Origin of the sequence: Nocardia sp. BMG51109 (assembly GCF_000526215.1) — a bacterium.
Lineage (GTDB): Bacteria > Actinomycetota > Actinomycetes > Mycobacteriales > Mycobacteriaceae > Nocardia.
Genome location: NZ_JAFQ01000004.1, coordinates 6485031 through 6498209, shown reverse-complemented (window position 1 = coordinate 6498209; position 13179 = coordinate 6485031). Strand labels below are relative to the sequence as shown.

The 13179-nt window shown below is 69.7% G+C and carries 7 protein-coding genes; 2 read left to right on the top strand and 5 right to left on the bottom strand.

What is annotated here, in order from left to right:
* Window positions 1-27 precede the first annotated feature (27 nt).
* Together aztD and D892_RS0130670 are read left to right on the top strand one after the other, a co-directional pair.
* Entirely contained in the window at window positions 28-1209 is a 1182-nt protein-coding gene (gene aztD, locus D892_RS0130675; protein WP_024804914.1) for a zinc metallochaperone AztD, read from the top strand.
* 784 nt (window positions 1210-1993) lie between these two features.
* The gene (locus D892_RS0130670; RefSeq protein ID WP_024804913.1) at window positions 1994-3769 is read left to right on the top strand and encodes an FAD-dependent oxidoreductase; all 1776 of its coding nucleotides are present in this window, start codon (window positions 1994-1996) and stop codon (window positions 3767-3769) included.
* Between the two features lie 242 nt (window positions 3770-4011).
* Here D892_RS0130670 and D892_RS0130665 read toward each other — a convergent pair whose 3' ends face one another.
* The 5 genes from D892_RS0130665 to D892_RS0130645 all read right to left on the bottom strand — a co-directional run bounded on the left by D892_RS0130665 (window position 4012) and on the right by D892_RS0130645 (window position 12926).
* Window positions 4012-5373 (bottom strand): NAD(P)/FAD-dependent oxidoreductase, encoded by a 1362-nt coding sequence (locus tag D892_RS0130665; protein ID WP_024804912.1) that lies wholly within the window; start codon window positions 5371-5373, stop codon window positions 4012-4014.
* Window positions 5357-7741, bottom strand: coding sequence for an MMPL family transporter (locus tag D892_RS0130660; RefSeq protein ID WP_024804911.1), 2385 nt, complete (start codon window positions 7739-7741; stop codon window positions 5357-5359). The genes D892_RS0130665 and D892_RS0130660 overlap by 17 nt, the downstream gene beginning before the upstream one ends.
* Entirely contained in the window at window positions 7738-8010 is a 273-nt protein-coding gene (locus tag D892_RS0130655; RefSeq protein WP_024804910.1) for an acyl carrier protein, read from the bottom strand. The genes D892_RS0130660 and D892_RS0130655 overlap by 4 nt, the downstream gene beginning before the upstream one ends.
* A 114-nt stretch (window positions 8011-8124) precedes the next feature.
* Window positions 8125-10590 carry an aminotransferase class III-fold pyridoxal phosphate-dependent enzyme gene (locus D892_RS0130650; RefSeq protein WP_024804909.1) on the bottom strand — a complete coding sequence of 822 codons (2466 nt, stop codon included), beginning with the start codon at window positions 10588-10590 and terminating at the stop codon, window positions 8125-8127.
* Window positions 10587-12926, bottom strand: a complete 2340-nt coding sequence (locus D892_RS0130645) for a hypothetical protein (RefSeq protein ID WP_024804908.1) — start codon at window positions 12924-12926, stop codon at window positions 10587-10589. The genes D892_RS0130650 and D892_RS0130645 overlap by 4 nt, the downstream gene beginning before the upstream one ends.
* Between the last annotated feature and the right edge of the window lie 253 nt (window positions 12927-13179).

The window sequence follows — 13179 nt, the reverse complement described above, 5'->3', positions numbered from 1 at the left end:
CCCGGAACAAGAGAATGGAGTAACACCATGCGGTTACGCGTCCGCGCCACCCGATCACTGGCCGTGTCCGGCGTTCTCGCCGCGATAGCGCTGAGTGGTTGCGGCACAGGCGGTTCGGAACCCGGCAACGAGGCATCCGACAGCCCGCAGGGCCCGGCGATCGCCGAGCCGATCGCGGTCACCTACGACGGCGGCATCTACCTGCTGGACGGAAAATCCCTGACGACGGCGGACGAGCTGAAGCTGGACGGCTTCAACCGCCTCAACCCCGCGGGCGACGACCACCACCTGATGGTGTCGACGAAGGACGGATTCCGCGTCCTCGACGCGGCACACGGCGACTGGACCGACCTCTCGTTCCCCGCCGCGAAACCCGGGCACGTGGTGCGGCACGCCGGGCACACCGTCCTGTTCGCCGACGGCTCCGGCGAGATCACCACCTTCGATCCGCATCAGCTCGCCGACGGTGCGCCGCAGACCGACACCTACAAGACGGCCGCCCCGCACCACGGTGTCGCGATCGAGCTGTCGAACGGTCAGCTGGTCCACACGCTCGGCACCGAGGACAAGCGCACCGGCATCGCCGTCCTGGACGCCGCCCGCAAGGAGATCACCCGCAACGAGGACTGCCCGGGCATCCACGGTGAAGCCGCGGTCCAGGGCGAGGCCGTCGTCGTCGGCTGCCAGACCGGCGCCCTCGTCTACCGCGACGGAAAGATCACGAAGGTCACCAGCCCCACACCGTACGGCCGGATCGGCAACCTGTCCGGCAGCGCCGCCTCACCGATCGCGCTGGGCGACTACAAGCAGGACGAGGACGCCGAACTCGAACGGCCGCGGCAGATTTCGCTGGTCGACACCCGCAACAACACGCTGCGGCTGCTCGACATCGGCACCAGCTACACCTTCCGGTCGCTGGCCCGCGGCCCGCAGGGCGAGGCCCTCGTACTCGGCACCGACGGGCAGATCCACGTCATCGACCCGATCGCCGGCACCCAGGTGCGCACCATCCCGGTCACCGCGCCGTGGGAGGAGCCGCTGCAGTGGCAGCAACCGCGCCCGGCGCTGTTCGTGCGCGGCGCCGACGTCTACGTCTCCGACACCGCCGCGAAGAAGGTCCACCGCATCGACCTGGCCACCGGCACCGTCGCCGCCACCGCCACGCTTCCCGAAACACCCAACGAGCTGAGCGGTACCCTGGCCGACTGATCACGCGCCCCGCGAAAGCCGCGGCGTTTCGATCGCTGTGACGTTTCCGGGCATGGGTGGGGCCGGGAGCGAGCGGGCTCCCGGCCCCAGCCGCACGCAGGGGAGCGGCTGCGACCTCCCGGCCCGGAACTCGGGCGGTGCGGAATCGGCACGGCCGCAGCCTGGTTCGCACCGGATCGCGGCCACACCCGTCATCGACTTCTCGGCCGGAATCTCGCAGTGGACTGCGGCCGAAACATGCCGGAACGACGGCTGGAGCCGGCGCCGGGCAGACTCCGCCGGCCCCGTACACGACGAGCGGCCGCCGGAACGGAACGCGACGCGCGGGGACGCGGCACACCGAAGCAGGTGTGCGAGTATCGGGCGGACGGCGGCCGGACAGAGAGTATCCGCCCGGCGGCACCGGCGCACTGCACGCGATGGAAGCCGCTGATGTTGCCAGTCGTTCTTACTTGAAATCCAGTTCTGCCGCCGGGTCGATGGCCGATCGGCAGCAGGTGTGCGAGTATCGGGCGGACGGCGGCCGGACAGAGAGTATCCGCCCGGCGGCACCGGCGCACTGCACGCGATGGAAGCCGCTGATGTTGCCAGTCGTTCTTACTTGAAATCCAGTTCTGCCGCCGGGTCGATGGCCGATCGGCGTTCACCGTCTCGGCCGGTACCCGCTTGTAAGCAAGGAATCTCGCGGATTCTCCGCGATGCCCAGTCACGTACCGGGCGGTTTTCGCTGCGCATATGTGATGATCTATTTCTTCTCGACAACTGGATATGAGTTCGGAGTGACATGCGGTCTACACACAGCACGACCCGTCGGGGGTTCCTGGGACTGGCCGCCACGGCGGCCGCCGGTGTCGCCGTGTCCACGGGGCCCGCGCGAGCGGCCGCGCCCGGCCGGCGAGTGGCGATACTCGGCGGGGGAGTCGCGGGCCTGTCGGCCGCGCACGAACTCGGCCGCCGCGGCTTCGCGGTCACCGTCTACGAGCGAACCCCGGACCTGGGCGGCAAGGCACGCAGCAACACCGTCCCCGGCTCGGGCACCGGCGGCCGCCCCGAGCTCCCCGGAGAGCACGGTTACCGAGGATTCCTCGGCTTCTACCACAACCTCGACGAGCTGATGAAGACCATCCCGCACGGCCCGGGACGCAGCGTGTTCGACAACCTCGTCCCCACCGGAACCGGCCGGTTCTTCCGCGTCGGCGGCCGCCCGGAGATCACCGCGACCAACGTGCCCCGGCCGTGGAACCCCGGCCCGGCACCCGAGGAGTTCCTTGCGAACGCGCTCGCGAGTATCGACCTGCTCCGGTACATGCCTGCGGCCGAAGCCGACTTCTTCCTGCGCAAACTGCTCGTCTTCATGACCAGCGGCCCCGAACGCCGCGAAGGGCAGTGGGAGAACCTCACCTGGTCCCGATTCCTGTGCGCGGACACGAAATCCGCGGAATACGACGCGCTGCTGGTCCGCGGCCTGACCCGCAACCTGGCCTCGATCCGCTCCGACGAGGCCAACGCCCGCTCCGTCGGCATCATCGGCGAGGCGTTCATCCTCAGCCTGCTCGGTTTCGGCAACACCCCCGGCTCGGTCGCCGTGCGCGTGCTGGAGGGAGCGACCAACGAACTGTGGATCCACCCGTGGGTCGACCATCTGCGCGACCTCGGCGTCGGCTTCGAAACCGGCTGGGCGGCAACGGCACTGACCGTCGCCGACGGACAGATCACCGACGTGGTGCTGCGCGACGCGGGCGGCACGGCACGGCGCGTCGACGCCGACTGGTACGTGCTCGCGGTACCGGCCGAACGCGCCGCACCGCTGTTGACCGGGCCGGTCCTCGACGCCGACCCGGCACTGGCCGGTGTGCACGGGCTGCGCACCGACTGGATGAGCGGCATCCAGTTCTACCTCCGGAAACCGTTGCCGCTCACCGCCGGCGGAACCAGCTACGTCGACTCACCCTGGGCGCTGACCTCGATCAGCCAGGCCCAGTTCTGGAGACGCCCGATGGCCGACTACGGCGACGGCACCGTCCGCGACATCCTGTCCGCGGCCATCGCCGACTGGACCACCCCCGGCATCGTGCACGGCAAACCGGCCCGCGACTGCACCCGCACGGAAATCGCCGAGGAGGTCTGGGCCCAGATCACCGCCCACATCAACGACAACGGCCCCGACCTGCTCACCCGCCCCGACCTGCATTCCTGGCACCTCGACCCGGCCATCACCGGCACCGGAACCCCCGACGCCGCCAACGACACCCCGCTGTTCATCCAGCACCCCGGCTCCTGGCAGCACCGCCCCGCCGCCACCACGGCCCTGCCCAACCTGTTCCTCGCCGCCGACTACGTCCGCACCGGCCTCAACGTCGCCACCATGGAAAGCGCGAACATCGCCGCCCGCGCGGCCACCAACGCCCTCCTCGCCCGCGCGGGCTCCACCGAACCGCCCTGCCGCATCACCCCGCTGCAACGCCCGCCCCTGTTCGCCGCGCTCGAATCGTCCGACGACGACCGCTACCGCCGGGGCCTCCCACACATCCTCGACACCGAACAACCGGCCGTCCCGTAGCACGGCACAGTGACGAACCATGATGCCCAACGCGTCGTTGCCCTCGACGAATCCCACTGCGCACCCACGGATTTCGATACGGTCGTCAGGGTTGCCCCTATCGGAACAGCACACCGACGGCCGCGGGTCACGGCGCAGGTTCTCCTCCTCGACCCGTCCGGCCGAGGTGTTCATGACGATGTACTCGGCACCGTGTACTCGGCACCGTGTACTCGGCACCGTCGACGGTCGCCGGTCGGCGTTCACGTTCGCGCGGGCCTGTAGTCGTGCGGGGTATGCGGCGGGATGGTGTGCCCGATCGCGTCCACGGCGGCGCGGGAGGTTTTCGCCACCGATTCCGTGCCTCCGTCGCCGAAGTTCTTGACACCGTCGCCGACGTTCCACAGGTTGGGGATCGGTGTGGCCGGGGAGAGGTCGGTGCCGGGGGCGGCGTGCTGGCCCGGCCAGTCGTCGCGGTTGACCGTCGTGGACAGGATGTGTGCGGAGTCGAATCCGGGCACTGTCGTGCGCAGGTCCTCGAGCAGCGCCTGCATCTCGCGTTCGCCGTCGAAACCATCGGCGGTGGTGACGGGCAGGCCCCACCCGAGATACAGGTGCCATCCCGGCGGTGCCATTTCCGGGCAGGTGGGGGTGAAGTTGATCAGTTCGAGGAGTCTGCCGTTCTTCGTGGGGCCGAAGGTCATCGCCCCGAACCGGCCCAGCGAGTTGCGCATGGCGAAGTTGACCGCCAGCAGGGCGGCGGGCCGTGCGTTCTCGACCTCCCGCAGGTAGGACTGCGGGAAGTGTTGTTCGCCGACGAGTTCCACGGTGGCTCGCGGTCCGGCATCGCTGATCACTGCGGCACAGTCGATCTCGGTCTCGGTGCCGCCGGTCGCCAGCACGGCGCCGGTGATCCGGCCGTCGGCGACCCGGAGCCGCCGTACCTCGGTGGACGTGCGGATCCGCCCACCCAGTTCCGCGAATCGCTCGAGCAGTGCGTGCGAGACGCCGATACTGCCCTCCGGGTGGAATCCGAACCTGCGCAGGCCGGTGTTCTGCGAGAAGAACGTGAACACGGCGGCCGCGGGCAACTCGTCCGCCTCGGTGACGAAGAACGACGCCAAGGGATTTCGAAGCATCGCGTGTATTCGGCGGTTCTTGGTGAACCGGTGCAGCCACTGGGCGAACGTCACGTCCTCGGGCCGCAGGCCGCGCTCGGCCGCGAACCGGGGCAGCCGGTCCAGGCTCACTCGGCAGATCCAGCGGAACGCTCCGTTCGCCCAGCCGCCGATCACCGGGGTCAGGTCGACGTTCATGCGCCCCAGCCGCAGTACCACCATCGGCCGGGGCACCCGGACGCCGCGGCCGGTGGCCGAGCCGGCGCCGTAGGGGACGCCGACGGTCCGGCACACCTGCTCCAGGGCACCGCCGAACTCGAAGGCCGCCGCGCCTGTGTTCACCAGGAAGCCGTCGATCTGTTCGGTCGAGGCGCGGCCGCCGACGCGATCCAGCCGTTCGGTCAACAGGACTCGGTAGCCGGCCCGGGCGAGCAGTGTCGCGGCGCAGATGCCGCCGATGCCCGCGCCGACGACGAGGACGTCGCACTGGTCATCGTTCGCTTGCATGGATACCTCCCGGGACCGGATCCGTTTCCGTCGTCGGTTTCGGGCGCGACGGCCACCAGTTCCAGTTGCCCATCAACTTCATCGCCGCGGGCACGATGATGATCCGCACCAGCGTCGCGTCGAGTGCCACGGCGACCGCGAGGCCGATCCCCATCTGCTGCATGATGGCATTCCCGGCGAGTCCGAAGGCGCCGAAGACGACGATCATGAGGATGGCGGCACCGGTGATGAGCGGTGCCGTGCGAGCCATGCCCCGGGCGACGGCGAGCTTGTTGTCGCCGCCGGCACGGTACTCCTCCCGGACCCGGCTGAGCAGGAACACCTCGTAGTCCGTGCTCAGGCCGACGATCATCGCGAGGATCAGCGGCGGAACGAAGGACACCAGGAACCCCTGGTCGTCGAGCAGGCCGGCGTTCCACCCGTACTGGAACAGCATGACCAGCACCCCGAACGTCGCGCCGACCGACAGCACGTTCATGGCAATGGCTTTCAGCGGCAGGAACACCGAACGGAACGAGACCAGCAGCACCAGGTACACCGCGGCGAGCATGAGGGCGACGACCAACGGCATGTGGTCGGAGATCACCCGGTTCAAATCCTGCGAGCGCGAGGTGATGCCGCCCACGTCGGAGGTCAGCGGCGCCGGTAGCTGGTTCGACCGTTCGACGACCTGGTTCAGCAGCCGTTCGGTGGCGGGATCGGCCGGCTCCCGGGCGGGCACGACCTCGACCACGAAGCGGTGCGCGTCGGCGGGGACGAAGTAGCGCAGTCCCTGCTTCGCATCGGGGGGCAGACGGTCGAAGGCCGCCGGGTCCAGCGCCGCGAACGGGTTCGCGGGCGAGACCTGACGCAGCACGGTCATCGCCGAGTTCACCGTCTGCACGTCCGGCAGGGCGCCGACGTCCTGCACGAAGCGGGTCAGCGCCTCCGCGTTCGCCGGGTCGGTGATCGGTCCCGGGCTCTGGACGACGACCTGGATCGGCAGCGCGGCACTGGGACCGAACTGGTCGGCAATATGCTCGGACCCGACGCGCACCGGCGAGGACTCGGGCAGCATGCGCAGGTCCGGCAGCGACAGGGTCATGCTCGCCGCCGGAACCGCCAGCACGATCAGCACGGCGGCCCCGGCCGTCAGGAGCGTCACGGGCCGCCGCATGACCGCCAGAGCGGTCCGGTACCAGCGGTGCTCGGTCAGCTCGGCATCGGTGGCCGTCTCGCTGCCGCCGATCCGGCCGGGCAGTCGCAGCACGCCGGCGTTGATTCGGTGCCCGAGCAGATGCAGCAGCACCGGGGTGAGGACGCTGGATACCAGCACGGCGATCGCGACCACCAGCGCCGCGCCCGCGGCGAGCGACACGATGGCGTTGACCGGCACGACGAACAGCGTGACCGCGGCAGCGATGATCGTGATGCCCGATGCGACGACCGTATGCCCCGCGGTGGCCAAGGTGCCGGTGACCGCCGAGCGTACGTCCTGCCCGGCGGCGAGTTCTTCCTTGAAGCGCTTGATCATGATCAGCGAATAGTCCACGCCGACACCGAGACCGAACATGAGCACGACGTTCTGCACGAAGATGGACAGTTCGACCTGCCGCGCGACGACGCCGAGGATCCCGAGGGCGAACACGACATTGGTCAGGGTGGCCGCGAGCGCGGCGCCGACGGCGACCACGCTGCGGAACAGCAGCAGCAGCACGAGCGCGACGAGCGGCAGGGCGATCGCTTCGGCGCGGATCAGGCTCAGTACCGAGTCCTCGTTGACCGCGCCCTGGAATATCTCCACGTTCACCAGCGCCACGTCGAGTCCCTGGGAATCGAAGCGGGCGTCGAGGTCCTTCTCGATGGCCGGCAGTTCCTTCGTGGCCGTGTTGTCATCGAGGCCGGAGCCGATGGAGGTCACCACCGTCGCGCGGTCCTTGCCGAGGAAGGTGCCGCGCGACAGCGGTGACAGCGTGCTGTAACCGAAGCTGCTCTGCACGCGCAGCCTCGGATCCGATCGGACCTGCTCGAAGACCTCCCGGGTGCGCTCGTCGAAGGCGGAGGAGGAGTCGGTGTTGTCGCGATCGTGGACCACCAGGACGGCGGTCGTGGCTCCGCGTCCGTGCAGCCCCTCCGACAGCATGTCCCGCACGGCCACCGTGCTCGAGCCGGCGATGTCCCAGCCACCCGCGCGCAGGGTGCCGGTGAGCGACAGAGCACTGACGGCCCCGACGATCAGCAGCAGCACCCAGGCCGCGACGAGGCGCCACCTGTTGCGTTCGGTGAAGTGCGATATCGATGGCGCCCACCCGGACCCCCGCGGTCCGGGCGGCGAATCCCGGGCGCCGGCAGGGTGCTGCGCGGGCACGGTATCGGACGAATCCGTCATTGGGCGGTTCCGGGGGCGATCACGTCGGTGGCCAGTTCGTGCACCATGTCGACGACGTTGCCGATGGTGCGCACCCCCGCCAGTTGTTCGCGTTCGACGGTCCGGCCCAGTTCCGCCTCGAGCAGCTCGATCAGATCGACGAAGTCGATGGAGTCCATACCCAGATCGTCGCGTAGATCGATCCGTTCGTCGTCGAGTTCGTCAGCCGACATGCTCAGAGTATCGCTGAGCATGCGGACGACCCGCTGGCGAATGAGATTGCGATCCAAGGCTCCTCCTCGATGGTCGGGCGTGTCGGTAGGGGGTGGGGGGATTCTGCGGTGGATGCCGACCGGTGACCGAGCCGGTGGATGTCGGTCGGTGACCGGGCCGGTGGCGGCCGGTCAGTGACCGAGCCGGTGCTGGAGGGTGCCGCAGACCTCGCCGGTGGCCTCGACGAACCGGTCGATGTCCGCCTCGTCCACCACCAGCGGCGGCTGGATGCGCATGACCTGGTTGGTGTTGGCCGTGATGAACGTCAGGATCCGATGCCGAGTGCCGAGTGCGGAGACGAACCGCATGCACAGCAGCTCGGTCAGCGCCTGCTCGACCGCGGTGCCCGCGTGCCGCAGGCTCTCGCTCACGGTGTCGGGCAGCGTGTCGGACAGGTCGAACAGGCCGCCGGGCAGGCGGGTCAGCGACTCGGACACCGCGGCGCCGGTCGCACCGGCGAAATAGCCGGGGTCGAACGCGATCGCGTTCATCAGGCCCACACCGCGGGTCTCGGCGATGAAGTCGAACGGTGCGCAGACTCGTTCCAGCCCGGCCCGCAGCCGTTTACCGAGCCGGTCGGCGCGGGTGGAAAGTTCCTCTCCCACGAGCACGTCCAGTGTGGCCAGCGCGACGGCCGCGGCGAAGTTGCCGCCGCCGAAGGTGGAGGTGTGCGCGATCGACCGGGTCGGCGAGGCGTAGGCGGCGTCCCAGACGGCCGCCGTGGTCAGCGTCGCGCCGATCGGTACCAACCCGCCGGACAGCGACTTGGCCAGGCACAGGATGTCCGGCTCGACCAGCTGGGATTCGCAGGCGAACATCGTGCCGGTGCGGCCGAGGCCGGTCTGGATCTCGTCGACGATCAACAGCGCGCCGGCCTCGCGGCAGATGTTCGCGGCCGCGGCGAGATAGCCCGGCGGCGCCACCACGACACCGCCCTCGCCCTGGACCGGCTCGACGATGAAGGCGGCCGCGCCCGCGACGGCTGCGCGGAGCTCGTCCTCGTCGCCGTAGGGCACGCGGAGGCAGTCGGGCACCAGCGGATGAAACTGCGCACGATGCGACTCGCGTCCGGTGACCGAGAGCGCGCCCAGTGTCTTGCCGTGGAAGCTGTTGTCGGCGTATACGATTCGTGTCCGCCCGGTGGCGGCCCGCGCCATCTTCAGCGCGGCCTCGACGGCCTCGGTGCCCGAGTTGCTGAAGAAGACCCGCTCCATCGTGCCGGGTGCGAGGTGACACAGTCGCTCGGCGAGCTCGCCGGTGCGGGCGGGAACGGAGGTGTACTGCACGAAGGTCGGCTGCCCGCCGGTCAGGAATCCCCGCGCGGCGCGGGTGACCGCCGGGTGGTTGTGGCCGACGTTGAGGCAGCCGTAGCCGGCGACGAAGTCGAGGTACTCCGTGCCGTCCGCGGTCGCCAGGACGGCGCCGTGGCCGGTGGTGAACACGCGGTCGAGGCCGTGCACGGCATACATCGAGCCGACCTGGGGGTTGACGTGTGTGGCGAATCGTCGCCGGGCCAGCGTGGACTCGTCCGCGCCGCCGGTGCGTGCGCGCCCGCGGACGGCGGCGAACCCGGCGAGGCGCCCGTCGGGCAGTGGCCGGCCCAGCCGTGCCGGACGCGCCACCCGGAACCCGTGGCGGGCCGCGAGCTCGCCGATCTCGCCGATCCGCGCGGGGTCGAGCTGCCGTCCGAGCGAATAGGATTCGGGCCGTTGCTCCAGTGCCAGCACGATCGTCTCGGCGAGGCACCCGTTGAGCTGTTCGCTGAGACCGAAACCGGAACCGAGTGCCGAGCCGGCCGTCATCAGTCCGCCGTCGAGGATGAGAACGTCCTCGCGGGGGCGCTCCGCGTGGACCACGTCCCGGGGGAGCGCGACGTCGATCACCACCGTGCCCGGCCGCAGGGCCGTCTCCTCGACGATGGCACCGCTGGAGGAGGCGGCGAGGACGACGGTGGTCTTGGCCAGGCAGTCGGCGAGGTCGGTGGTGACCTCGACCCGGTCGCGGTGTCGCTGGGGGAATTCCGCGAGCACCAGCAGCGGATCGACCCGGCCCTTACGGCAGGCGAGCACGACCTCGGCGCCGTCCTCGAGCAGCAGCGAGGCGAGGGCCGTGGCGATCGAGCCCGGAGCGCCGATCACGCCGATCGGCACGGTGCCGATGTCCTCGCCCAGGGTGTCGAGCACCTCGTGCAGCAGCCGGTGCGCCGCATGGGCGGTCAGGGAGTTGCCGCTGGTGACCGGGATATCGACCTGGTCGGCGATCCGCTGACCGCGGTTGCCGATGATCGAGGTGGCCCCGCCGAGCCCGACCAGTGCGGCGCCGTTGTCGTGCAGCGAGCGTACCTGGTCGATGACGTAGGACACCGACTCGGAAACGTGGCCGAGCAGGTCGGGGGCGGTGTGCGGGATGTAGCGCACTTCGCCGGAGCAGCTCGCCCCGGTCGGGGAGACGATGTGCCCGAACGACGGGACCGGGAGATACGGCGCGGCGGGCCCGCGCCCGGCGCGCCCGGCGACCGTCGCGGCGAGCAGGGTTGCGGCCCGGATCATGTTCTGCTGCTGCGCCGACACCGGGTGAACCAGAAAACCGAACTTCATCGCGACCTCCCACTCGGCAGTACTCCGGCCAATGACAATGCGCGGCTGGACAGTTCGTCACGTTGCCAGCTGAACGCCGACATCATGCTCAGGCCGTCGCCCTCGTTGTTGTGACCGAGGACCACGCTGTACAGATCGATGCTCTGCGGCCGGGTCAGCCGGGCGAGGTCGATGTCGTCGAAGGACAGCACGCGGCGGTGACCGACGGTGAGCGGTCCGATGGATCGTTCCCAGTTGTCGCCGAGGAAACCGAGGACGCCGGTCTGGGTGCCGACGGCCGACAGCCGGTGGCTCTCGCGATACGTGCGGATCACCGAATGGCCGCCGTTGACGAAGCGGAAGATGCTCAGGTTGTGCGGGAACGGCGACCCGTCGACCGCGATCTGCTGGATCAGGGTCGGCACGATGTCGGCGGTCAGCGCGGCCGCGCCGTCACCGATGAACGCCAGGACATTGGTGCCGCGCCGGGTGATCACGCCCGGCAGTGCCTGCAATCCGTCGCCCATCAGCGCCCGGCCGAACCACCCCGAGTACCCGACCGTGGTCCGGGGCAGATTGCAGGTCGCCGACAGGCCCGCGCGGCCGACGTCGTAGACCCCGACGTAGTCGTATCCGTCGTTCTCGATGAGTTCGACCAGTGCGGTGCGGAGCCGGCGGACGAAGTAGTTGATCGTCATCGGCCGGATCGGCAGCAGCCCGACCACGTCGGATCGGGAATCGGACGTGGCGTCGATGGCGGCCCGGCGCAGGTCGAGGACCGCGGGATCCACCTCGAGCCGGTCCAGCAGGGCGCGCAGCACCTTTTCGGCGTGCCCGGACACGACGGTGCCGGCGAACGGCGCGCGATCGCGCGCGTCGGACACGATCTGCGCGGGCGCGAGCCGGCGCAGCGTCGGTTCGGAGAAAGGGGTGTCGATCTCGGCGATCGGCGTGTCGACGAACAGCAGTGCCTGCTCGGCGGCGGGACGCACCCGTCCGTCGGAATGCAGGTACTCGTAGACCCGCGCCGAGTATCCGTAGAGGCTCATCGTGCCGAGGAACTCGGGCACCGGCGCCCCTCGGTGATAGCCGCAGACCGTTCCGGGGCGCGCCAGCGAGTCCGCCAGGGCCACACCGGCTCTGGATGCGAGGGCGTACATCAGGTCGCGGCCGGTGCCGGTCAGCTCGGCGGGCTGGCACAGTATCCGCTTGGGTGCGGAATTGAGTAGGCCCACGAGATCCTCGAATGCGCTCGGGCGGACCTCCACCGGGTCGTGCGGCTGCGCGGGCGGGGTCGCGATCGGCTCGAGCTCACCGGTGACCCCCAGTGCGTCGCGGGAGGCGAGGATCATCACCGGGCCGCGCCCGGCCCGGTAGTGTGCGAACGCCTCGGCCAGGCCGCGCGGGACGTCGGCGGCGACCGCGATGTGAACCAGAGCGATCCCCTTGGCCCGCAGCGCTTCCCGCGAGTCCTCGTGATGATGGATCGTCCCCTGGAACGGATACCACTGCCCGGGGCGCGAATCGGCGCAGACGATGAACCCGGATGCGGCGGCGCGCTGCAGGTTGGCCAGCGTGCCACGGAACTCGTCGTGCATACCACTCGTCGTGACGATGAGGAAGGGTGCGCGATCCAGCGACCAGCGTGCCAGCGCGGAGCAGGCCAGACTGTGCTCGCTCGGTCCGCGTACGACCGGGTTGCCCTGGCGCCGTGCGTGTTCGGCGAGATCGTCGATGAAGGAGGCGACAACCGACCCGGTGTAGTAGTGCAGCCCCCATTCCCGGCCGGCCCGGTCGTCGAGGAACCGCGCCAAGGCGCCGGCCACGGCGCTGGATCCCAGATCCGGGCGGAATCTGTCGGTGCGGTGCGCCTGTACCGAATCGACTACGGCGCAGACGATGTCGGCGGTGATCACCCAGTCCGACTCGGGCCGCCACCGTGGCGTGAACCGTTCCAGTGCGACGAAGGGATCGACGTCCGGGTCGGTGTAGACCTGCACAGTGGTCGGAGAGGGCTCGAACTCGATCGACTCGGGCAGGACGGCCGCGAGCCCGGCCAGCCGCCGTTGCAGGGCTGCTGGGTCGGTGACCCGATAGCGGTGCTCGTCGTGATCGATGATCAGCAGCGTGAGCACGCACGGGCCGGGCAGCCCGGCCGCGGCCACCGACCGCGGGACCGCATCGAGCGAGGGTGCGGTGACGAGCCGGAACTCGTCGTCGGGGGTCGTCAGCGCCAGGAACCGGCGGGCCCGCGTGACGACCTGGCGGTACTCGTCGTGGTCCGGTGCGTCAGGGGCCGGCCGGCGGTCCGCCGATCCGGTGAGGTCGCGCAGTGCCTGCGCGGCGGCAGAGGTCACGGATTTGCGATCGGTGACAACGACGATCAGACGGCTGTGGGGTGGGGGCGACGGCGACAACAGCGACCTCCCCGAAATCTGTCCGTGGAACGAAGAACCTTCGCGCCATCCGGTACGAGTGAACCAGTCCGATCGGTTCGGAGTCAACCGGTCCTGCGCGCCGCCCGAGCTTCATTCTTAAGTGAAATTTATACGTTTAAACAATACGCCTATACGTTCGAACAATACGTCCAAATTGGACCTCACCGCACCG